Origin of the sequence: Pseudoalteromonas sp. HL-AS1, from assembly GCF_031198785.1 — a bacterium.
Classification (GTDB): Bacteria; Pseudomonadota; Gammaproteobacteria; order Enterobacterales; family Alteromonadaceae; genus Pseudoalteromonas; species Pseudoalteromonas distincta.
Genome location: NZ_CP133570.1, coordinates 492,146 through 515,720 on the forward strand (window position 1 = coordinate 492,146; position 23,575 = coordinate 515,720).

At 41.1% G+C, this 23,575-nt stretch carries 16 protein-coding genes; 8 read left to right on the plus strand and 8 right to left on the minus strand.

Annotation, left to right across the window (positions count from 1 at the left end):
• The first annotated feature begins 41 nt into the window (after positions 1-41).
• Both RB214_RS19125 and RB214_RS19130 read left to right on the plus strand, forming a co-directional pair.
• Positions 42-3,005, plus strand: coding sequence for a TonB-dependent receptor (locus tag RB214_RS19125; protein ID WP_309169161.1), 2,964 nt, complete (start codon positions 42-44; stop codon positions 3,003-3,005).
• A 78-nt stretch (positions 3,006-3,083) separates the two neighbouring features.
• Positions 3,084-9,254 (plus strand): pectinesterase family protein, encoded by a 6,171-nt coding sequence (locus RB214_RS19130; protein WP_309169162.1) that lies wholly within the window; start codon positions 3,084-3,086, stop codon positions 9,252-9,254.
• 609 nt (positions 9,255-9,863) lie between these two features.
• On the opposite strand, the gene RB214_RS19135 is transcribed toward RB214_RS19130, so the two are convergent.
• The 6 genes from RB214_RS19135 to RB214_RS19160 all read right to left on the minus strand — a co-directional run bounded on the left by RB214_RS19135 (position 9,864) and on the right by RB214_RS19160 (position 15,522).
• Positions 9,864-10,883, minus strand: a complete 1,020-nt coding sequence (locus tag RB214_RS19135; RefSeq protein WP_145239108.1) for a LacI family DNA-binding transcriptional regulator — start codon at positions 10,881-10,883, stop codon at positions 9,864-9,866.
• Between the two features lie 190 nt (positions 10,884-11,073).
• Positions 11,074-12,375 (minus strand): TRAP transporter large permease, encoded by a 1,302-nt coding sequence (locus tag RB214_RS19140; RefSeq protein WP_309169163.1) that lies wholly within the window; start codon positions 12,373-12,375, stop codon positions 11,074-11,076.
• Positions 12,375-12,863 (minus strand): TRAP transporter small permease, encoded by a 489-nt coding sequence (locus tag RB214_RS19145; RefSeq protein WP_309169164.1) that lies wholly within the window; start codon positions 12,861-12,863, stop codon positions 12,375-12,377. The genes RB214_RS19140 and RB214_RS19145 overlap by 1 nt, the downstream gene beginning before the upstream one ends.
• A 9-nt stretch (positions 12,864-12,872) precedes the next feature.
• Positions 12,873-13,823 (minus strand): TRAP transporter substrate-binding protein, encoded by a 951-nt coding sequence (locus RB214_RS19150; protein WP_375144352.1) that lies wholly within the window; start codon positions 13,821-13,823, stop codon positions 12,873-12,875.
• 68 nt (positions 13,824-13,891) lie between these two features.
• Complete coding sequence (gene kduI / locus RB214_RS19155) at positions 13,892-14,734, minus strand: 5-dehydro-4-deoxy-D-glucuronate isomerase (RefSeq protein WP_165742664.1); 843 nt, start codon at positions 14,732-14,734, stop codon at positions 13,892-13,894.
• 23 nt (positions 14,735-14,757) lie between these two features.
• Positions 14,758-15,522, minus strand: coding sequence for an SDR family oxidoreductase (locus tag RB214_RS19160; RefSeq protein WP_309169166.1), 765 nt, complete (start codon positions 15,520-15,522; stop codon positions 14,758-14,760).
• A gap of 186 nt (positions 15,523-15,708) precedes the next feature.
• Between RB214_RS19160 and RB214_RS19165 the strand changes: the two genes are divergently transcribed.
• The 3 genes from RB214_RS19165 to RB214_RS19175 are packed head-to-tail and all read left to right on the plus strand — an operon-like array spanning position 15,709 to position 19,603.
• Positions 15,709-17,166 carry a tagaturonate reductase gene (locus RB214_RS19165; RefSeq protein ID WP_309169167.1) on the plus strand — a complete coding sequence of 486 codons (1,458 nt, stop codon included), beginning with the start codon at positions 15,709-15,711 and terminating at the stop codon, positions 17,164-17,166.
• A 1-nt stretch (position 17,167) separates the two neighbouring features.
• Complete coding sequence (locus RB214_RS19170) at positions 17,168-18,655, plus strand: altronate dehydratase family protein (RefSeq protein WP_309169168.1); 1,488 nt, start codon at positions 17,168-17,170, stop codon at positions 18,653-18,655.
• Positions 18,656-19,603 carry a sugar kinase gene (locus RB214_RS19175; RefSeq protein ID WP_165742661.1) on the plus strand — a complete coding sequence of 316 codons (948 nt, stop codon included), beginning with the start codon at positions 18,656-18,658 and terminating at the stop codon, positions 19,601-19,603. It begins immediately after the preceding gene.
• A 206-nt stretch (positions 19,604-19,809) separates the two neighbouring features.
• Here RB214_RS19175 and RB214_RS19180 read toward each other — a convergent pair whose 3' ends face one another.
• Positions 19,810-20,562 (minus strand): siderophore-interacting protein, encoded by a 753-nt coding sequence (locus RB214_RS19180; RefSeq protein WP_004334813.1) that lies wholly within the window; start codon positions 20,560-20,562, stop codon positions 19,810-19,812.
• Between the two features lie 109 nt (positions 20,563-20,671).
• On the opposite strand from RB214_RS19180, the gene RB214_RS19185 reads away from it, so the two are divergent.
• The 3 genes from RB214_RS19185 (at position 20,672) to RB214_RS19195 (ending at position 22,833) form a co-directional block, all read left to right on the plus strand.
• The gene (locus tag RB214_RS19185; RefSeq protein ID WP_309169169.1) at positions 20,672-21,091 is read left to right on the plus strand and encodes a MarR family winged helix-turn-helix transcriptional regulator; all 420 of its coding nucleotides are present in this window, start codon (positions 20,672-20,674) and stop codon (positions 21,089-21,091) included.
• Positions 21,092-21,172: 81 nt separating this feature from the next.
• Positions 21,173-21,586: a S24 family peptidase gene (locus RB214_RS19190; protein WP_004334808.1), complete on the plus strand. Its 414-nt coding sequence runs from the start codon at positions 21,173-21,175 to the stop codon at positions 21,584-21,586.
• Positions 21,574-22,833, plus strand: coding sequence for a Y-family DNA polymerase (locus RB214_RS19195; protein WP_309169170.1), 1,260 nt, complete (start codon positions 21,574-21,576; stop codon positions 22,831-22,833). The genes RB214_RS19190 and RB214_RS19195 overlap by 13 nt, the downstream gene beginning before the upstream one ends.
• Before the next feature lie 20 nt (positions 22,834-22,853).
• On the opposite strand, the gene RB214_RS19200 is transcribed toward RB214_RS19195, so the two are convergent.
• The gene (locus RB214_RS19200) at positions 22,854-23,330 is read right to left on the minus strand and encodes a hypothetical protein (protein WP_309169171.1); all 477 of its coding nucleotides are present in this window, start codon (positions 23,328-23,330) and stop codon (positions 22,854-22,856) included.
• Positions 23,331-23,575 lie beyond the last annotated feature (245 nt).

The window sequence follows — 23,575 nt, forward strand, 5'->3', positions numbered from 1 at the left end:
TATCTTGCACACACAATTATAAGCCTGAAAAAGGAACAAAGATGAAGAGCATGAGATTAAGCACGATCGCAGCAGCATTAATGGTAGCTATGCCACTTTATGCGCAAACAACTGATCCTGCACAGCCAAAGGTAGAAAGTGACAAACCAACAACAAGCGCCGAGAAAAAAGCAGCTAAAAAAACCGTAGAAGCTGAAGATGATATTGAAATCATTGCTGTAACAGGCGTTTATCAAGCAGATTTAAAAGCACGTGCCATGGAGCGCGATGCTAAAGCGTTTAGCTCAGTGATTGCCACGGATGACATGGGAAACTTTGTTGATCAAAATGTCGCAGAGTCATTACGCCGTATTCCTGGTGTCACTTTAGAGCGCAGTGAAGGTGAAGGAAAATACATTGCAGTACGGGGGTTAGGTCCTAAATTCGTATCGGTGAGCATGAATGGTGCAGAACTATCTGGTGCGGGTGATGAACGTAAAATTGGCCTTGATGGGATCACTAGTGATTCATTAGGAGCCATTGAAGTATTTAAAACCCTTACCCCTGATATGAATCTAAATTCGATAGGTGGCGCAGTAAACGTCAAAGCTATCTCAGCATATGACCGTGGCAAAAACACCCTAAAAATGAAGCTGCAAGATTCATACAGTGAACTCAGAGAAGAACACTCGCCAAAGTTTAGCCTTGATGGCACACAGCTATTCTTAGACGAAAAAATAGGCGTTGGTTTTGCACTTTCTTATGAAGATAGGAAAACTCAAGTAGATGAGGTACGCCATCATAGCACTCGAGAATTAAACTTTTTACAAGGTGGCATTGGCCTCAGTGAAGAGCAATTAGGTGTTGCACCAGAAATATTGATCCCCGCGCAACTCGAAAACCGCCGTGAAATTGCTGATCGAACACGTACCACCGCAACTTTAAATGTTGAGTTTAAGCCAACCGCAGACAGTTTTTATTACATACGAGGTAACTACTCTAATTACACTGATGATGACGTTGCACAAAGAGAGTTTTATAACTTTTATAATGGCGACCAAGCCGATGAAATTATTTATGTAAATGCTGATACAAAAGAGTTTGCCCTGTCTGATATCGATATTTATAACCAATTTTTCATTCAGGAAGGTGAAACGACTACAACCAATTACAGTATCGGTGGTGAAAACTATATTACCGACACTTTACGCGTAGATTATGAATATGCGTATTCAAAAACAGATGATAAATCAGTGGGGGATCGCCGAGTTCAGTTTCGTGAGCGTGAGAATATCGTTTACGGTCAAGCAACTAAAAACAATATTGTTGCACAGGTGCTAACTCCTGAAGAAGCTGCTGCCTTAGGTGGTTTTGCGTTAGATCCAGATAATGATGTTTTTGCCGGTGAAGCCGATGGTGATATCAGCGATTTATCAAATATGGAATACGACAACTTATTTATGGAAGACAGTGTCCGCACTGATGAAGTCACCAGTATCAAGTTAAACTTACAAAAAGACTTTGATTTTGAGTACCTTAATTTCATTAAAATTGGTGGCACTTATAACGAACGCGAACACTTCCGTGATAAAGATCGCTGGAGCTATGCAATAAACCCTCTCGATTGTGGAACGGATGAAACCTGCATTACAGTCGCCAACTCAAATGTTACTGATTATAACTTTGCGGTTCCTGAGGGTGGCTTATTTACCTATCCTTTTGTTAGCAACGAAGACCTTGAGTACATAGTTGACTCAACTAAAATTACGCGCGACAGTGCCACCGGTGGCGAGGTGTCAATTGACAGCACCAAAGAAGACTATACCTTATACGAAGATACCTACGCAGCTTATATTATGACTGAGCTGCAGCTATCAGAGCAGGTCAGTGTTATTACCGGTGTACGCTATGCACATACCGAATTTTCATCAACCGGTTATATGTCATTATCAAATGATGATTGGAATTTTGGCGGTGATCACACCTTAGATATTTCGGTACCTTTACCTGAGGCATCCATTACCTACAGTGAATTTTTCCCAAGTATTCATATACGCTACGAACCAAATCCTGAAATGTTGGTTCGTACATCACTGTGGACTAGTTATACCCGCCCTTCGTTTAAGCAAGCGCGTGGTTATGCGCGTTTTGATAGTGATATTAGTTTATGTGATCCAACGACTAATGAATGCTACAACTCACCAGATGGACAAAGCGCAATTGATTTACAAGGCTATATTTTAGGGCCAGACAATGCGTTACAAGTAGGTAACCCAAATTTGGTGGCAATGACTTCGGATAACTTTGACGCTTCGTTTGGCTGGTATCCATCAAAAGAGTTATTTATGGAAGCTGCAGTATTTTACAAAAATATTGATAACTTCATCGTCGATGTCACCGGTATTCAAATGAGCATAGATGAGCTCCCGCTTACTTTACCTGTAAACCAAGTATCTAATTTTGCAATTCCTCAAGATCTTGCTCTAAATCAGGTTGATATCACCCTCAATGGTGATAAAGCCACAGTCTACGGGATTGAGCTTAGTTACAATCAGTTCTTCGAAAATGGCTTATTTTGGCAAAGTAATATGACCTTTGTAAAAAGTGAAGCCGAACTCGACGCCACTATTCGTCAAGACAAAATGCAGCTACCAGGCCAAGCAGATATCACCGGTAACATTGCTGTTGGTTGGGAAGATGAGACTTTCTCGTTACGCCTAATTAGTAATTACCGCTCAGATATCCTTGAAGAGGTTGGCTCTTGTCCAGTATCAGCTTCTGTATCAGACCCACATACCTGTAAGTCATGGGCTGATATATACCAAGACGATATCTTAACCTTTGATATGAAAGTGAAATATGATTTTACGAAAAGCCTCAGCGTGTATTTTGACGCGATTAACTTAACCGATGAAGCAGATTTACGTTATTTCAAAGGTAATGATTTATCCGGTGGTGAAATCCTCTATCAACGTGAAGATTATGGTCGTACGTTCCAGTTAGGTATGAATTATAAATTTTATTAACAGCTACTAATAATGAAAAACGTTAATTTCACACACAATTAACGCGTTAATGACGCGCTTTCATCCTTGGAGGGATGCATGAATAATACAATAAAAATACCATCGTGTTTGCTGATCACCGCGATCTTAGCAGGCTGCGGTGAAGATAGTTCTATCAATGTCAAAGAAGCTCCGTTACCACCAGTGCAAGGGATATTTGTTGACAGCCCTGTTGCTGGTTTAACCTACAACAGCCCATCAATAAGCAATGGTGTAACAAACGCAAATGGACAATTCGATTACTTTAGAGGTGAAGCTATCGATTTCTCAATTGGTGCACTTACCTTCCCTACGGTCTCTGCCGCCAATGTATTAACTCCACTTGCTTTATTTTCGACAGATACCGTGTTTCATCCTGCTGTTATTAATAGTTTGCGTTTATTACAGTCACTAGATGTTGATGGTGATCCTAGCAATGGCATCACCATCAGCGAGCAAGCAGCACAAGCAGCCGTTATGACTTTAGCCGAAGGACAAACGATTACGGACTATTTTAGTAGCGATGAGTTTGAGGCAAACGTTAATGCGTGGCTCGCTGATGCAGGCTCAGCTAATAATACCTTAATTCCAGCTGATCAAGCGATTGTGCACTTTGTTGATTTTATTTTTAAGCAATACAACAGCACCCAACCTTTAGCATTTAATACTGCCGATTTTAGCGGAACATTGTATAACCCATTAGTACAAGGCAGTGAGGCAAGTATTGCACAGTTGATATTAACACCCGTTGATGAAGCAAACCTTAGTGGCACATTCAGCCAAGTAGTGGATGGTAGCGAAACAGTAACAGGCAATTATTCGTTTTTATTTGGTAATCGCGTACTTGCACTGACCTCAGGTGAAGGCGAATCAGCTACCACAGAGTATATAATTTCTCGTTCCCATAATACGGTTAATAATACCTATAGTGTTTGTGCCACCAGCGATCCAAGTGCATTGGCAACACTGGTGCTTACTTGTGATAGTAATGATGATGCTAAAAACAATATTTTAGTGTTCTCCGAACAACAAGCTCAAGAAGAGTTAATCAAACTCAACGATTTAGCTCAGCAAGCTGGTTTAGCCTTAATTGAAGAGTTTGATACTGACACTGAAACATTTTTCTCATCGAGCTATAAAAGCTTATCGGATGAGCAAGGCAGCGGCCCGTTATATTTTAAAAGTGGCGGTAGTGCAAAAATTGACGATGTAGCAGGCCAACTAATTCTTGAAGGCGACCGTATTACCATCGGTAATACCCTGCCCGGCAAAGAATCAACAGCGACTGATAGCTCAGGTGTGGGGATTTATAATTTAAGCGAAGGGTTTACCATTAGCTTTGATGTTGTTTCTCATAATAGTGCTGGTGGATTATCGCTTTATGTTGATAATAATACTGCCAGTCAAAGTAATTCAGTGCATGGTGGCGCTTCAAAGTTTTATGGTAAAGACATAAACGAAACCAACACCCCTGCAGGTCAACAGTTTTCATATACCTACATTCCAGGCGAAGATGTAAATACTGGCCCTGATCTGACTCATGTCGATGCCCGCGGTATTTTAAATCCTGAGATTAAAAATTCATATTTCCAAATACGCACTGATTCAGCGGCAATGATTGTCATTGATAACTTAACCATTGAAACAGTGGCAACCGACGTACCAGATGTTGAACCGCCGGTTGAACCACCGATTGATCCTCCTGTGGAAGGTGAGATCCCAACAGTAGAATTACCAATTACCACTGACTTTACCGCACTTACTGCGGATATTTTCTCTGTTGATCATCAAAAAATTATTGATGCAAACGGCGATGAAATCCCCATGTTTAGCAAAACAGGCGGCTCAGTCACTGTGATTGATACTGGATTAGAACTCAATGGAGGTCGTTTCACATTAGGTAACACCACCCCAGGTATTGAAACAGCAGCAACGGATACCACCACCAGTGGAGCGCTGGATTTGTCTCGTCCTTATCAAGTGGTGATGGATATTGTCAGTATAAGTGACCCTGAAGGTGATAATAAGTTCCAAATTTATGTGGATAACAACTCATCAAGCAGTTCTAAATCAATCCATGGTAATGACTCACGTTTTTATAATGAATTGATCAACTCGCTTACTGCTGGTCAAACTTTAACAGTACCCGGAAAGCTTGCGACTAAAAATTCATTTTTACAGTTACGTACCGAAACAGGCGGCACTGTGGTTATCAATAACCTCAGAGTTGAGTATGTTAAAGATCCATCTGTATTTAGCTGCACGGATGCACCTGAACTGTATTTTTGTGATGATTTTGCCAATGGTGATTTAAATAATTGGCAAATTTTAGCCAATCCAGATAACACTGAAGCCCCAATGGGTGAGTTTGATGTACTTGATATCATGGGTAATAACATGATGCGATACACCGCAGGCGGAGCTGGGGGCGAGCTAATTTTAGCCACTGAAGAAGCTATGGCAAACGTGCCTTCGACAGGTAACTACTTTGTTGAAGCGAAAATTCGCCCACGTCAGAACTCTACCACGGCCAATAAGCAGATCTTTTTGATGGCACGCTATTTAAATGCCGGTAATTGGTACGCCGGTGGCTTAAATGTGCAAAACTCATCAAGCAGTACGCAAGTGGAAGTCGCCGTTAGTAGCGAAGGGTCGATTGCGCGTCCAGTGCAAACAAAATCACCAATCTTACTCGGTGAAAAAGGCGCTACAGAAGACGGCGTTTGGTACACCACTCGATTTGAGATGATTGATGATCAACTTACCGTATACTTAGATGGTGAGAAAATGGGCTCTGCGACTGATACCAGCTATACAGCGCGTGGCTTAATTGGTGTGTTTACGAATAATCGTTCGTTTGAAATTGATGATGTAAAAGTGGGCGACCCTAGCATCAAGCCAATTCAGTTAACCCTTGATTACAAAGAGCCTAATTGGGATACAAGTACCAGTATGGATCCATTGTTGATCAACGTTACAGCGATTAAAAACGACGGTATCACAGCCGACACCTACACGGTCACTTCAAGCAATGAAGCAGTGGTGAGCGTTACAATCGATGCAAATACGATCACCCTTACACCGATTGCTGCAGGCGATGCAACGATCACATTTGTATCGGATTCAGACCCAAGTATTATCCGTACTATTAAAGTCTCTGTTGCAGAAGGCTTTGTTATGCCAACTGCTGACTATGGTGATTTAACAGCTAAAGTAATGCCAGCGATTGCTAGCGATAACCAATTTGTTGATACCCAATTATCGCTTACTTTTGATAACGCCCCTACCTTTGGTAGTTTAGGTGAAGTTCGTATTTATAAGCAAAACGACAACACGCTTGTTGATACCCTCAAAGTGGGTAAAAATGTCGATGTGATAGGCTACACCGGCCAGGATAAAGTCCGCTCTGTGTACTACTACCCGCTCACAATTGAAGGCAATACCTTAACCATTAAACCGCATAATAATGTGCTTGAATATGGCCATACTTATCGTGTTGTCATTGGTGATGATGTGGTATTAGGCGCACAACTCAACGGTACTGATTTTATTGGCCTCGGTGATAATAGCCAATGGACGTTCACCACTAAAGTGACAACGCCGGCAAGCAATCAACTATTGGTTGATGATGACGGTGTAGCTGACTTTAGAACCGTGCAAGGTGCACTTAACTTTGCAATGGCAAATCTTGCTAAAGATGAGCAAACCACCATTTCAGTCAAAGATGGTGTATATAATGAACTGCTATTCTTACGTAATAAAAATAACGTAACTATACAAGGGCAAAGCCAAGACAATACTATTATTCAGTACGAAAACTTCGAAACACTCAATGGTGGCTCAGGTGGCAGTGCGCCTGTAGGTTCTGGCACACCGGGTGGCGGTCGTGGTGTATTCTTAGTTGAAGGTGCGGATATGTTAGTGATCAACAACCTAACATTGAAAAACACGCATTTGCGTAACAAGGTTGATTCAAACCAAGCTGAAACAATTTACTTTAATAGTAATGGTCGTTTAGTGGCTAATAATGCCAGCTTTATTAGCGAACAAGATACCCTATTACTGAAAGGTTATAGCTGGTTCTACAACAGCTTAGTTGCTGGTAATGTTGACTTTATTTGGGGCTACCCAGTTACCGCATTATTTGAAAGCAGTGAAATACGCACTATAGGTGACTCTAAAGACAATGACCCAACGAAAGACACCTCTGGAGGCTATGTATTACAAGCACGCGTACCTGTGCAAACAGATCCTGGCTTTATCTTTTTAAACAGTAGTTTTACTCATGGCCCAGGACCAATTGGCAATGATGTGTTAGATAATTCAACCTATATTGCACGCAGTGGTGGTAGTGACACATATTTCGATAACATAACGCTTATCAATAATAAGTTTGATACCCACATTGCAACCTCAGGTTGGGCTGTGCAAGGTGTTAACAGTCAACCTGCACCAAATCCAGAAATTGCAACGGCTACCAGTGGCTGGCGCGAGTATGGCAGCATGGATTTAGCAGGTAATGCCCTTGATTTAAGTGCCCGTGTTGGCGGTTACATTATGCAAGACAGCGACGTGGTTAACTTACTTGAGCGTAATGCTATTTTTGCAAGCTTTAATGATGGCCAAGGTTGGACACCTGAACCACTAGCAATCCCAATCTTGCCAGATGAGCCAATTGCAATTACACCGGTGAATAATAGTCTGGGTTTTGCTGGTTATAATTTTAACCTAACCGGTGGCGAAGGTGGAACAGTCGTGACCGTTGATAATGGCACAGCGCTTAAATCGGCTTTAGCACAAGCAAAATCATCAGGTGTTCCAGTGACTATTTATGTCGACGGTGTCATTACTGATGCAAACAGTGGCGGCGATAATTCTTCTATCGAAATTAAAGATATGGATAATATCTCAATCATTGGTGTGGCAGATCGTGGTGAGCTAAGTGGTATCGGCATTGCTATTCGTCGTGCTAATAACATCATTATCCAAAACTTAAAAATCCATGAAGTACTTACCGGCGGTAAAGATGGTATTTCGATTGAAGGTGATGAAAATAAACCTACCGCGAATATCTGGATTGATCATAACGAACTCTATTCATCGTTAAATGTTGATCAAGATTATTATGATGGTTTAATCGATTCTAAATCGGGTGCTGAAAACATTACCATTTCATATAACTATATTCACGATAGCTGGAAAACGTCACTCCATGGTCACAGTGATGATGACTCGAGCAGCAACAAGAATCGTCATATTACCTTTCACCATAACCGCTTTGAAAACATCATATCGCGTGTTCCGTTGTTTAGATTTGGTCTAGGCCATATATTCAACAACTATTATAACAATATCACCTCTAGCGCGATTAACTCACGAATGGGCGCAGAGCTACATATTGAGAATAACTACTTTGAGCATACTAAAAATCCTGTGGTCTCTTTTTACTCAAAAGTAATTGGTTATTGGAATACCTCTGGTAACTACCTAGGTGAAGGCGTTACTTGGGGTGATGTGGCTGACGGCGATGTGGCAGCAGAGGTTACTGCTACAGGTATGACACCCACCAGCTCATACCAAGCACCTTACGAGTATAAGTTAACTCCAGTAATGGACGTTAAAGCGCATGTTATTGCCCATGCCGGTATTGGTAAAATAGATCAAAGCGATTTAGACATCCCAGACATTGCAGCGCCAAGTGAGCCACCTGTGCAACAGCCGCTTGGTTTACCATTTACTGAAAATTTTGCCGCAGCAAATGCTGACGAATTTTTTAGTAATAGCTACCGCGACCTATCAGGTTTAGCGGGTACGGGGACCCCGCTGTTTCATCGTGTAACAGGCACAATCGATGTATCCGCTGGGCAACTAACCATGACAGGTGCACGTATTAGCATTGCCAATACCACCCCTGCGGTGAATACCACCTCAGCGGATGCAAGCACAACGGGTCTACTTGATTTAAGTAACAACTATCAAGTGAGCTTTAAAGTCGCGGCTGTAGCAGGTAACACCGCAAAAAGCTTCCAAATATATGTAGATAACAATACCTCAGGTAGCGCTAATTCGATCCATGGCGGCTCTTCAAAGTTTTATTCAGTAAAACTTGAAGAGCTCGTCCCTGGTCAAACGTACACCGTCGATGGGTTGGTAGCCACAGCAACCTCATTCATCACTCTCAGAACGGAAAGTGAAGCAACTATCACATTGGATGAGATAACCATTCAGTAGTTGTAATGAGAGCAGCCAAGCGCTGCTTTAAGACAATTTGATAGTTACCAATACCCTTGCCCCGCACAGCAAGGGTATTTTTTATCCATATCATTCCTTTCTCTTTGCGCAACAAAATCTTCAAGTTAATAATTCACAAAGAGATTAACAGGCGCTGCGGTTAAAGAGCGAGGGCATGAAGTTAACGTTATTAAATTGAGTTAGTAATTTTTCAAGTACTACTGCATAGATGCAGGAGGTAGAGCAATGCAGGAGTAATTGCCAAGAACACCCTATCAAAATTTCTGCCTTGTTATCACTGTATTTATCTATCGCTATAAATGGTCAGTAACTTAATACAATTGATATCAGCCGGGGCTTACAGCACTTAAAATGTTCCAGGTATTAAAAACGAGCGCTATGCATTTTACGCTTTAAGCAGCATATCGGCCGTTTGGTTTAACAGCGATATTTCATGCTATTTTATCAAAGGTGCTCCTCAAATTTAATTAACTCATTAATTAAATCAAAAAAGTATATTGGATTACGGATAGAAGTAAGCGCCCTACTGTCAGTTAGGCGCTTTATATGTCTGTAACAAAAAGGTTATTATGGGGGGGGCAATCGGTACTATTTAGCGCATCTGTTGGTAGATTCACGCTTCACTAAGTAAGGAGTGACTACGTCATCTAATTTAATTTTTTCACTTTGTGTCGATTGGCTTTTATTGATGAGTTTTTGTACCGCTAAACATGCCATATTTTGTACCGGTCTTCGAATAGTCGTTAGCGATGGAATGATCCGTGAAGCCAAAATATTATCATCAAAACCTGCTACTGATAGCTGTTCTGGTACTTTGATATTTAAATTACTGGCAACCCGTAATACCCCAGCCGCCATTTCGTCGTTGTTAGCAACAATGGCCGTTGGTCTTGGTTCAGTGCTTAACAATGTCATAGCGCACTCAATACCACTTTCGTAACTATTTTTGCCTTCAATAATACGATTTCCTGGCAGTTGCACATTACATTGTTGCAGTTCAGCTAAAAATCCAGCTAAGCGTTCGATTGAAGAACGATAAACTTGCGGTCCAGAAATAAAACCAATGTCTTTATGACCAAGTTCAACCAAGTAGCTGGCCATTTCTTTCATTGCTGCGCGTTCGTCTGAGACCACAATATTATCAGCATCATCTAAATCTACCGATGCTAAGCGCACATAAGGACAACCTGCTTCACGAATTGCTGCAGCCAACTCTTTGTTTTCAGATACTGGCGGTAAAATAATCACGCCATCAAGCTTAGAGCGAGAGATAAATGACAGGCAATCGTCGATAAATTCAGCACTTTTAGAGTAACTAGGATGAACAACCAATTCATAGCCAAGTTCAGAGCAGACGCTTAATGCACCTCGTTGCACCTGATCAATATACAATGCATCGGGGTTATCATAAATTAAACCTAATAAATAAGAACGACTTGATGCCAGCCCCCGTGCTTGTTTGTCAGGAGAAAAACCAACTTCGCTGATAATTTTAAGCACTCGCTCCCGCGTCGCTTCACCCACAGCGGGAGAACGGTTGATCACACGTGAAACTGTGCGCTTTGAAACACCGCACAGCTTAGCTACATCATTAATCGTTACTGACATAAAAGTTCCTATTTAGGATGATTGCAAAGTTTAACACTAACCGTAGATCCATAGAAGTAGTTAGTCAGCTCTTGTTATACATTGACTACTTTGATTTAAAAGAAAAATGGAGCTGTAGAGCTCCATCACAGATTTGTTTGATTAAGTTAACCTAAACGCTGACAAATAAATTATCCTAAGTTCAGGTTAGTTACTCGATTAAACCAAATAAACGCGGTAACGTTTCACTGATTGCCGGTACATATGTGACCAACATCAAGACTAAAAACATCACAGCATACAGCGGCATCATTGGCTTAATTATTTTATGTAACGATGTTTTCGCCACCGCACAACTGACAAACAGCACACTCCCAACTGGCGGAGACACCAAGCCAATTGATAAGTTTAATACAATCATAATACCAAATTGAATCGGCGACATACCAAATTGCTCAGCTACCGGTAAAAAGATCGGTGTAAAAATCAATACCGCAGGTGTCATATCAATAAACGCGCCAACCAAAATTAAAATCAGATTGATCAACAACAAGATTAAAATCGGATTATCACTGAGTGTTAAAAAGAACTCACTGACCAGCTGTGGAATATGTGTGTATGACAATAACCACGACATGCCCGATGACGCGGCAATGATCAGCATTACAATAGCCGTTGTTTCACAAGCTTTTAGTAATATAGCGGGCATTTCAGCTATATTGATTTCTTTGTAGATAAATACCGACAGTACTAAAGCATAAATAACGGCAATAGCGCCTGCTTCAGTTGCGGTAAATACACCGCCAATAATGCCGCCAATAACAATAAAAATAAGCAATAAGCTTGGCAAAGCTGCGAGTATTTTTTTCATCACAATGTTAAATGGCAGTCTTGCTGTTACAGGGTAATTGTTGCGAATAGAGTAAATAGCGCAAACAATCATCAACGCCAGCCCCACTAAAATTCCCGGTAAGTAGCCGGCAATAAATAATGCCGCAATCGACACCCCACCACTGGCGATGGCATAGATAATTAAAATATTACTCGGTGGTATTAACATGCCCGTAGTCGCTGCACTTGCGGTAACCGCCGCAGCAAAACTGGCACTGTAACCATGTTTTTTCATTTCTGGCACCATAAAACTACCAATCGCCGATGTGGCTGCAACGGCAGATCCTGATATTGCACCAAATAACATGCACGACATTACATTTACTAGTGCCAAGCCGCCGGGTAAAAAGCCTATCATCGCCATAGCACATTCAATCAGCCGTTTAGCAATGCCGCCTTGACCCATTATCAATCCAGACAAGATAAAAAATGGGATTGCCAATAATGCGAAACTATCAATGCCACCGGCCATTTGCTGGGCTATGGTCGTGGTGGCAGGCGTAAAATCAATGTGCATTAATAGCGCTGCTAATGTTGATAGCGCAATACACAAAGAAATAGGTACATTAATTAACAATAAAGCAAAAAAGCAAATAATTAAAACGATGGCTGTTAAGTCCATTACGCTTCCTCCGTGAATGTTTGCTGTGCATAATTGATCAGGTTTTCAATGCAATTAATCACAATCAACACCCCGCTTAGCGGTAAAACGACATACACATAACCCATGTTGATCTCAAGCGCCGCTGAGGTTTGCTTTAATTCAAAGCTCAACATCATCAATTGGCTGCCACCATAAACAAAAATACTTAATGCTGTGATCAGCACGCAGATTTCGATTAAAAATGAACACTTATACCTAAGTGACGGGATCATTTTTTGATAAAACAGATCAAGTCCTAAATGTGCTTTAGTGCGATACGCGTAAGATGCGCCCAATACCCCAATCCAAATCAGGATAAAACGCGCTAACTCTTCGGTGTATGAGCTCGGTGCACGTAAAATAAATCGTGAAAATACTTGCCAACAAACAACGGTTACAATTGCTATCATGGCCAAAATCAGTAATCGCTCGATGATGCGATTTAAGTGTGTGTTGAGTTGTCGCATTGTTTGCTCCTACATGCTTTTTATTTTTTTTATGTGAGCTGCAACCGCTGTATCAGCGAACGAAGCATGAAAATCAGCCACTTTATCTTGAAACGCTTGTTTATTAGGATAAGTCACTTGTACGCCTTCTGCGATCACGGCTTTAAGCGCCTCATCAGATGCGTTTTGCCACAATGAACGTTGGTACTCAACTGAGTCGGCCATTGCTTGGGTTAACCACTGTTGTTGTTCATTGTTAAGTGAGTTCCAAACTTTTAAGCTTGCTAAAATCACATCAGGAACAAACGTATGTTCGTCCAGCGAATAATATTTAGCGATTTCGTAATGACGAGATAAGTAATAGCTTGGCGGATTATTCTCTGCGCCATCAACTACACCTTGTTGCAGTGCGGCATACAATTCGCCCCATGCAATCGGTGCTGCAGCGCCGCCTAACGCTTGTACCGTCGCCACAGCTGTAGGGCTATTTAACACGCGAATTTTTTTTCCTATTAAATCATCCGGGGTATTAATCGCGCCATTGGTGGTATAAAAGCTGCGGCTGCCTGCATCGTAATATCCCAAACCTTTAAGCCTTGCAGTGCTTACTTTATTAAGTAGCTCGGTGCCTAAGTCACTTTTAAGTACACGCCAAAAATGTTCACTATCGCGAAACAAATACGGAATGCCAAACACTTTCATCTCAGGTACAAAGCCTTCCAGCGGGCTTGCCGATACTTTAGTGATTGATAAGCTACCTATTTGCAATAGTTCAATGAGTTCACGTTCAGACCCCAACTGACCACCTGGATAGATAACAATTTCCATTGTGCCATTTGAATAAAATGCCAAACGTTCAGCCATATATTCCATTGCTTGATGCACCACATGGCGCGTGTCTAATGTATGTGCCAAAGTTAATCGCACTGTTTTTTTGTCATCGCTGCAACTAGTTAGCAAAAATAACGACAAAAACAGCATTATCTTTATGAGAAGATTTCTATTCATTATTATTTCTTCTTATCGCTATATGATCATGAAAGAGCTGATTATCTCAGCTCGCCCGGTTGATATTTATCCATATCATCATAATCGAGGTTTTCGCCTGCCATGCCCCAAATAAAACTGTAGTTTTGTGTGCCAGCACCTGAGTGAATTGACCATGGTGGCGATACCACTGCTTGCTCGTTATGTACCCAAATATGGCGAGTTTCAGTCGGCTCGCCCATAAAGTGACACACCGCTTGCTGCTCTGGCACTTCAAAATAAAAATACACTTCGTTGCGACGATCATGCTGATGAGCTGGCATGGTATTCCAGACGCTGCCTGGTTTTAATTCCGTTAGCCCCATTTGTAGTTGGCATGTTTGTACTACGGTATTGATCAGCATCTGATTAATATCGCGCTCATTGGAGGTTTCAAGCGCACCTAAATGCAATACATTGGCATCATTACGTGTCACTAACTTATTTGGATATTTGTGGTGAGCTGGTGCAGAATTAAGATAAAATTTTGCCGGATTGCCACTGTCATGACTAGTAAACAGCACCTCATTGGTATCTTTACCTAAATACAAGGCATCTTTATAGCCAAGCTGAAAATCTTCTCCATCAGCAGTCACCGTGCCGCTGCCGCCAACATTGATCACACCAAGCTCTCTACCCGTTAAAAAGTTTGCTGCTTTTAAGTTGTCTACCGTTTCTAACCTAAGCGGTGCGCTGGTTGGCACCGCACTGCCCACCATAAAACGCTCGTAGTGAGTGTATAACCAATAAATGGTGTTCTCTTGCATGAGTTTGTCGACCAAAAACTCATCTCTTAACTGTTGGGTGTCATAGCCTTTAACTTCATTTGGACCAACGGCATAACGTGACTCTATTTGTGTGTTCATAACATGCTACCTAAAATTAAAAATTATCGTGCTAACCAGCCACCATCAACGGCAAGAATATGGCCATTGACATAGTCACTGGCTGTTGAAGATAAAAATATGGCTGAACCAATTAAGTCTTCTGCTTCACCCCAACGCCCCGCAGGGATACGCTTTTCAATTTCACTATTACGGGCGGCATCATCTTGTAATGCTTGGGTGTTGTCGGTTCTAAAATAACCTGGCGCAATAGCATTAACCTGAATATTGTGTTGCGCCCATTCGTTTGCCAGCGCTTTAGTAAGACCCGCTACCGCATGTTTGCTCGCGGTATATGCTGGTACTGTCATACCGCCGCTGTATGACAGCATTGAGGCAATATTAATTATTTTTCCAAACCCTTGTTTGATCATGTTTGGCGCAACCGCTTGGGCCAATAAAAAACTGGCATCAAGGTTTACTTTCATCACGTTCTGCCACTGCTCATACGGGTAGTCAACCGCTGGGCTGCGAAATATAGTGCCGCCAACATTGACCAAAATATCTATTTCGCCATGTTCCGTTAACGCTTTGTTTGCTAATGCATTAACTGAGTCTGCATTACTCAAATCAGCAGCATAATCAAAAGCCACACCGCCACGTTCTTCGATCATCTGACACGTTGCTTGGCAGCCACGCTCTTTGCTACTACTGCAAATAACCTTTGCGCCAGCAGCGGCTAAACCCAGTGCAATTTGTTGACCCAGGCCGCGGCTTGCACCGGTGACGAGTGCTGTTTTTAAAGTTAGATCAAACAAGGTGGCTGTCATTTTAAACTCCTGTATTAAAGTATTTATTACGTAATTACTAATTCAATGTAAATTGAATTAACTAAACTTGTTAACACTTATTCTTCGCTACCGGTGGCAATTTGTCAAATACTATTTGCCACCGGTGGCAAATATGACTAAGATATAAATATCAATCAGCCCATATAACGTTTATAGGTTCTTATTATGCAAGCACTGAATAGAAAAAACTTTAATAAAGACAAATACCCAACAAAAATAATGCAATACGGTGAGGGGAATTTCTTGCGTGCATTTATCGATTGGCAAATTGATAAACTCAATGAAACAAGTGTTCTCAACGCCGGCGTTGCAGTTATTCGTCCTATTGATTATGACGCAATTCCTTTACTTAATGTTCAAGACGGTTTGTATACCACTATTATTCGTGGCTTAAACGAGCAAGGTGAAACCGTCGCCGATCATCGTATTATTAGTTCAATCAATGAAGAAATTCCTGTCTATAAAGATTTTCCGCGTTATATGGCATTAGCTGAGAATCCGGATCTGAAAATTATTTTTTCAAATACCACTGAAGCTGGTATTGAATATATTGATACTGATAAACTCGACGACGCTCCCGCTAAGGCATTCCCAGCTAAATTAACGCAGTGGTTGTTCCATCGCTTTAATCACTTTAACGGCTCAGCTGACAGCGGTATGGTGATCATCCCTTGTGAGTTAATTGACTACAATGGCGAGAAACTCAAAGAAATCGTGTTTCAATACTGCCAACTTTGGCAACTACCTGAGGCGTTTTCAAGCTGGTTGAATGAAGCTAACCACTTTTGCTCAAGCTTAGTTGACCGTATTGTCACCGGCTTCCCCCGTGATGAGCATCAACAACTACAAGAATCGTTAGGTTATTTAGATAACTTTATGGTGACCGCTGAGTACTTTCACTTGTTTGTTATTCAAGGACCGCAGCATCTAGCACAATTATTATGCTTGCAAGACAGTGATCTAAATATAAAAATTGTTGATGATATTTCACCTTACAAACAACAAAAAGTCGGTATTTTAAATGGTGCTCATACGGCTTTAGTGCCACTAGCTTACATGGCGAACATTGATTCTGTGGGCGATGCGCTGGCCGATCCTTTGTTTGAAAAATACCTAACGCAATTAATCTTTGCTGAAATTATTCCCACTCTTGATTTACCTGAAGATGAATTAAAGCGCTTTGCCAATGATGTACTGAACCGCTTTAGAAATCCGTATATTTGCCATTTATTACTGTCTATTTCACTCAACAGTATGACTAAATTTAAGACCCGTATTTTGCCGCAGTTACATACTTATGTAGCAACTAATAACGCGGTTCCAAATATGATGGCATTGGCTATTGCAGGGCAAATTTTGATGTATAAAGGCCTACGTAATGACCAACCGATTGAATTAAGCGACGCACCACAATGGTTAGAATTATTTAATACGCTTTGGCATGACTTTGATAACAATGCATTGTCATTAACAGCCCTTGTAGAACAAGTGTTAGGTGCAAAATGGCATTGGGAAAGTGATTTAAATGAACTTCCTGAATTGACTGCCACCGTTACAACTCACCTACGTACTATGCTCACCGACGGTGTTGCTGCTACGCTTACTAAACAATTAGGCCAATAACATGAAAGCACTAATAAAATTACATCCAACCGATGATGTTGCTATTGCAATGCGAAATATCAGTGCCGGTGAAATACTGCCCGTTGATAACGAAGAGCTCTTAGTCAATGAGAACATTGATAAAGGTCATAAAGTCGCGCTACGTGATATTAATAAACAAGAAAACGTTATTAAATACGGTGCGCCGATAGGCTTTGCTCTAGAGAATATACAAAAAGGCGGTTGGGTGCATACCCACTGCGTTAAAACCACGCTTAATGATGAGTTAGATTATCAGTATATTCCTGAGTTTATTGAGCAAAGTGAAGCAACGCCCTCACCTGCTGTTAATATTTACCGTCGTCAAAATGGCGAAGTCGGTATTCGTAATGAAATTTGGTTGATCCCTACGGTTGGCTGCGTTAATGGCATGATCAATCAAATGATCAAAGAGTTTAAACAACGTAACCCACAGTTAGAGATAGATGGCATTTATGCTTTCCCTCACCAATTTGGCTGCTCTCAGCTAGGCGATGATTTAGACACAACACGGATACTGCTACAAAATATGGCACTGCACCCTAATGCAGGTGGTGCTTTAGTCGTTGGCTTAGGCTGTGAAAATAATCAATTACCGGCATTTCGTGATGGCTTAGGGGATTACGATGAAGGCCGAATTAAGTTTTTGATCACCCAACAAGCTGATGACGAAATTGAAGAAGGCGTTGCGCTACTTGAACAAATTTATGCCCAAGTAAAACAAGATAAACGTCAACCAGGTACTTTATCTGAAGTAAAGTTTGGCCTTGAATGTGGTGGCAGCGATGGTTTGTCTGGTATCACAGCGAATCCGATGCTGGGTTATTTTTCAGATTATTTAATTGCTCAAGGTGGCACAACGGTATTAACCGAAGTACCTGAAATGTTTGGCGCTGAAACTTTATTAATGTCGCGCTGTAAAGACGAGGAAACCTTTAACAAGCTCGTTAACATGGTTAATAACTTTAAAGGTTATTACAAAGCTCATAATCAACCTATTTATGAAAATCCGTCGCCAGGTAATAAAAAAGGCGGGATCACTACCTTAGAAGATAAATCATTAGGGTGTACGCAAAAAGCCGGCACCAGTAAAGTACAAGCGGTTTTACACTATGGTGAACGCCTGCAAATACCTGGATTAAATCTATTAGATGCACCAGGTAACGACCCTATTGCCACCAGCGCACTTGGTGCTGCAGGTTGTCATATGGTGTTATTTACCACTGGCCGCGGTACGCCTTATGGTGGATTTGTGCCAACGTTAAAAATTGCTACTAATTCAGAACTTGCCAATAAGAAAAAACGCTGGATAGATTTTGACGCTGGCGTTTTAATTAACGATGTCTCAATGGAGCAAGTTCACGGGGAGTTTGTTGAACTGCTAGTCAACATCGTAAACGGCCAACCAACTTGCAATGAAATAAACGACATTCGTGAAGTCGCTATTTGGAAAAAAGGAGTGACGTTATAAATGACACCTAAGTCCATCGCAATTATTGGCGAATGTATGGTTGAGCTTAGCGGCCAACCATTTACTGCTATGCAACAAAATTATGGCGGCGACAGCATGAATACCGCCATTTACTTAAAAAAACTCGCAGGCAATGAAGTAAACGTCAATTACGTCAGTGCCATGGGCACTGATCCACTAAGTCGTGCACTGATTGAAAAATGGCAAGCTCACCATATTAATACTGACAATGTGCTGCTCAGTCATAACAAACAACCAGGTTTGTATATGATTCAAAACGATGTGTCAGGGGAGCGTACTTTTCAGTATTGGCGTAGCGACTCAGCCGCTAAATATTTATTGCAACATACTGATTTTAAAAAAGTACTAACCAACCTTGCCGAAGTTGATGCTATTTATTTATCGGGGATCTCGCTGGCAATCTTAGCAGAGCAAGATTGCCATACTTTACTCAGCCATTTAGCGTTACTAAAACAGCAAGGCATAAAAATTATTTATGATAGCAACTATCGCCCTGCATTATGGTCAAGCAAAATGCACTGCCACCTTGCCAATAATAAAGCATACGCACTAGCCGATTTAGCATTAGTGACCTTTGACGATGAAGCACAATTATGGGGAGATAGTAATGTTGCGCAATGTACCGAGCGTTTGCACCAACAAGGCGCTCATGAGGTCGTTGTAAAACTCGGCGCGGATGGCTGCCAATACAGTAAAAAACACCTTGATAATTCAATTTCAGTCGAGCTGTTTAATACTGTCGCTGTAGAAAAAGTGATCGACACTACCGCCGCAGGTGACTCATTTAACGCCGGCTTTTTAGCCCAGTGGTTAACAGAGCAACCTATAAAACAATGTGCACAAGCGGGTAATTTACTGGCCGCCCAAGTGATCCAAAAGCGTGGAGCAATTGTCGAGATTAACATTGCGACAATCAAAAACTACTAATGCAGTTAGCGCTTTATTTAGCCCGCTAGAAGTTAAATGCTTAAATCGATTAGTTAAGACTCTTTAACGTCTCGACACCGAACCTGAGTGCATACCTAAGTTTACTTATTCTAAAGTAAGTGCTGTGAGACGCTTATTTTGTTTAAGTAAACTTCCTCTCATGGGTATGCACTCTAATTTATCATTACTACAACATTCACTTATGGCTAAGGGGCTGGTTTGCCATCGGCATCGATGCCACGCTTCCAATACGCTGAACACACTATTTTTGCACTGGGGACCGCAAACTGCTCTTTCGCAAGGTTTTGAATTGTGCGCACAAGTGAGCCTTCAAGCCCCATAAAAATTAATGGTGTGCCCGTGTACTTATTTAAACAGTGCGCGACCTGCTCTACTAACTCTATTTGTGGCTCAGTCGTAACTAACCACTTAATACGATGTTTAGTATGCACCTCTATTGTATCTAATTTGATGATATCTTGGGAGTCTGTAACGTGTATGACCACATCAACATCAGCTGTTGCAGGTAGTTGTTGTAAATAGCCGTTAATAGCATTAACTGAGGTTAAATCAGCAATCATCAAATACTGCGACTGACTAAAATCACCCAACTTTTTAGGGCCAGGGCCTGCAATTGCGAGTTTATCACCAGGTTTTGCTTGTTTAGCCCAATCAGTTGCGATACCACGATGCTGATTGACGACAAAATCAAGCGTAATTGTATGGTTAATAGTATCAATCGCTCTGATTGTATATGAGCGCTTAGGTGCAGGTTCAGCTGCTTTGAGGTCAATTTCAACCTCATCTTGTCCAGCATGTGGTAATAGTACTTTTACGTACGCACCTTGTTGATCCGCAGGAAAATCATGAAACTCATCTGAGCCAACAACCAAACGCTTTAAATGCGGAGCTATCGCTGTTGTGCTTATTACGGTTGCACGACGTACTTTTCTACTCATTTTGATCTCCTCAGAAGGTTTATTACATGTTTAATTGCACAACGCCCCATTGGTTGATAAAATCAACTATAACAAATTAATTGACTTTGTCAACTATATTGAGAGTTTTATGAATACACCTTTATCAAATACGCTATTTGAATTGATGCAAAATTACCGCGTTACAATTCGTGAAGCAATTAACGCAGGCGAACTTGGTATTAATGCTATGCACGTACGCTGCATACATATTATTGCGAGCGTAAATAACTGTACGGCTAACGATATTGTTACTAAAACGCAGCGCGACAAAGCGCAAATAGCACGTTTAATTAAAGATCTTATTGACTTAAATTTAATAAATAAACAGGCAAGTGAGCACGATAAGCGCTGCTTTATTTTGTCGCTCACAGAGCAAGGTAAAGTTCTTTTTGATAAGTTATTAGCCTCAGAGCAGAAAATAAATAATCAAATGTGTAAAAACTTAAACCCTCAGCAAATCAAAGACTTTTTAGATATCGCACAGCAAATGATCAAAAATATGGATTGATCGGTTATACATTTCTTGGCATAACTTACACAAAACGCATATACTGTACACTTATACAGTATATGCGTTTTAGGTTGTGTTATGTTTGTCATTCCCATTTATATAGAAGCAGGCGTGTGTGGTTTTGAATCGCCCGCAGCGCAGTACACCGAGCTAGGTGTAACCCTTGATGAGCTTTTAATAAAGCACCCAAATGCTACCTTTATTGGCCTAGCATCGGGTAACTCTATGCAAGAAGTCGGAATTTTTGAAGGGGACTTATTAGTTATCGACCGTGCAGAGCCTGCAGAAAATGGTGACGTTATTGTTGCTAACTTAAATGGTCTTTTTGTATGCAAACTGCTTGATAAAACCAATGCGCGGCTGCTTTCAGCGTCTTCTTTACATAAGCCTGTACAACTCACCTCTGCAGACGAGTTTCAGCTCGAAGGCGTAGTAACGCTATCAATAAGAATGCACAGGCAAAGCCCAGAGTTACTAAAATGTATGCCTTAGTTGATGCTGTGTCGTTTTATGCCAGTGCCGAAAAAGTATTTGACCCTGCTATTCGATCAAAACCCGTGGTTGTACTTACCAATAACGATGGCTGTGTATGCGCTATTTGCCCTATTGCTCGGCGCTTAAATATTCCTAAATTTGGCCCGTACTTTAAAGTTAAGCATTTACTTGAGCAAAACAACGTTGTTATTCGCTCTAGTAATTACGAGCTTTATGCTGATTTAAGCGACAAAATGATGAACATCATCGCTCGCTTTTGCGATACACAGCACATATACAGTATTGATGAATCGTTTTTGCACTTTGATGGCTACACATCATTAATTAAAGACTGGCATGAATACGGTCATACAATAAGACGCACAGTATGGCGCGAAACAAAACTTCCTGTAGGTGTTGGTTTTGGCCCGACCCCTACTTTAGCAAAAGCCGCTAACCATGCCGCTAAAAAGCTCAGTGGTTTTAATGGTGTAGCAGTAATAAATAGCGAACAAACTCGCCAAGCTATTTTACAAAGAATGAGCTGCGAAGATGTGTGGGGAATAGGCCGGCGGCTAGCTAAAAAACTTAAAATAATGAATATACACACCGCCTGGGATCTTGCTCAGCAAAACCCTAGAGCAATGCGCCGTGCATTTAGTGTGGTTGTTGAACGCACAGTAAGCGAGCTTAACGGGATAACATGTTTAAACTGGGATGATGTACGACAAGATAAGCGGGAGATTTATTCGACCCGTAGTTTTGGAGAGCGCATATGTGAGCCAACAGCACTTAAAACAGCGCTAATTAACCATGTAACCACAGTGGCTAATAAATTAAGAGCGCAACACTCGCTCACTCACCAGCTTTATATTTTTGCAGCCAGTGGCGCGCACGAAAATAGATATTATAAAAAGTATTTTGTGTATAAGTTCCCCTCACCCACTAACGACACCTGCGTGATGGCTAATGCTGTATCTGAGGTATTTAATAAGATTTACCAACCCGGTATACGGTTTTATAAGTGTGGTGTGGGTGCGGTAGAGCTAATATCAGAACAGTTTCAGCAAAATGACTTATTTAATAAAAGCCCTGATAATCCAAAACTTATGCAATGCTTAGACACAATTAACAATCGATACGGAAAAGGAATGCTAAGCCTTGCAAGTAGTAAATTAAATGACCGGTGGCACATGAACCGTGATTTTTTGTCGCCGCAGTACACTACGCGTTGGCGCGATATCCCTAAAATATACTGCGAATGATTTGCTACTTACTAGATGCTTTATTTACTCCCATCTGCTTTTTTAAATGTGCACTCTACATTGGGTTCGCTCAATGTATATTTGAGTGTGTTATCAGCTAAAAATTTGATACTTTGACTGATTGTTTTTTCGTTTGCAGGGCTTTCACAACGGCTCATTCTTAAGCCGTTTTCAAGGCCATCACTTTTATATTTAAGCGTGCTGGTTATAAAGCAAAAGTTTGGTTTTTTAATGGTTCGGGTACCATTGTGGAGCGATCCAAATACAATTTGCTCACCAAGTTTAAAACCAGCACTTAAATCACTTTCATCTGTCAAACTCAAATTGCTGTTAACGCATAACCCTGAGTTGCTCGACACAACTTCGTAGGCCCCCAATTTTGACTTTAAAAGCGGTATAAATCGTGTTTTATTACTCGGCTCAGAAAAAGCATTTGCACTTGTAAAAGCGACAGTTAATAAAGCGAGTGTTAATAAAGCGAGTGTTAAATATTTCATTTCGTGGGTGTATCCTCGTGAGTCAGCGTGTTAAATAATAGCAAAATGCCTAATCACTTAGCTTTTATAACTTTTAACAACTATAACAGAGATTTACTATAAAAGGAGAGAAGTCGTATTCAGGAACCAAGACACGAGCAGCTAAGGGAGCTTTGCTCGACTATACTGATTCTTACATGTGTGTAAGCCAGTAAGATAACGCAAGAGCAATTACCGAGCCCATTAGGTTACAAACCTCGTGCCGC

Coding starts and splice junctions, on each gene's coding strand:
- RB214_RS19165 (WP_309169167.1), top strand. CDS start 15,709: ATGCAAGCACTGAATAGAAAAAACTTTAATAAAGACAAATACCCAACA.
- RB214_RS19190 (WP_004334808.1), top strand. CDS start 21,173: ATGTTTGTCATTCCCATTTATATAGAAGCAGGCGTGTGTGGTTTTGAA.
- RB214_RS19160 (WP_309169166.1), bottom strand. CDS start 15,522: ATGACAGCCACCTTGTTTGATCTAACTTTAAAAACAGCACTCGTCACC.
- RB214_RS19180 (WP_004334813.1), bottom strand. CDS start 20,562: ATGAGTAGAAAAGTACGTCGTGCAACCGTAATAAGCACAACAGCGATA.
- RB214_RS19135 (WP_145239108.1), bottom strand. CDS start 10,883: ATGTCAGTAACGATTAATGATGTAGCTAAGCTGTGCGGTGTTTCAAAG.
- RB214_RS19145 (WP_309169164.1), bottom strand. CDS start 12,863: ATGCGACAACTCAACACACACTTAAATCGCATCATCGAGCGATTACTG.
- RB214_RS19195 (WP_309169170.1), top strand. CDS start 21,574: ATGTATGCCTTAGTTGATGCTGTGTCGTTTTATGCCAGTGCCGAAAAA.
- RB214_RS19175 (WP_165742661.1), top strand. CDS start 18,656: ATGACACCTAAGTCCATCGCAATTATTGGCGAATGTATGGTTGAGCTT.
- RB214_RS19140 (WP_309169163.1), bottom strand. CDS start 12,375: ATGGACTTAACAGCCATCGTTTTAATTATTTGCTTTTTTGCTTTATTG.
- RB214_RS19125 (WP_309169161.1), top strand. CDS start 42: ATGAAGAGCATGAGATTAAGCACGATCGCAGCAGCATTAATGGTAGCT.
- RB214_RS19130 (WP_309169162.1), top strand. CDS start 3,084: ATGAATAATACAATAAAAATACCATCGTGTTTGCTGATCACCGCGATC.
- RB214_RS19185 (WP_309169169.1), top strand. CDS start 20,672: ATGAATACACCTTTATCAAATACGCTATTTGAATTGATGCAAAATTAC.
- kduI (WP_165742664.1), bottom strand. CDS start 14,734: ATGAACACACAAATAGAGTCACGTTATGCCGTTGGTCCAAATGAAGTT.
- RB214_RS19170 (WP_309169168.1), top strand. CDS start 17,168: ATGAAAGCACTAATAAAATTACATCCAACCGATGATGTTGCTATTGCA.
- RB214_RS19200 (WP_309169171.1), bottom strand. CDS start 23,330: ATGAAATATTTAACACTCGCTTTATTAACACTCGCTTTATTAACTGTC.
- RB214_RS19150 (WP_375144352.1), bottom strand. CDS start 13,823: ATGCTGTTTTTGTCGTTATTTTTGCTAACTAGTTGCAGCGATGACAAA.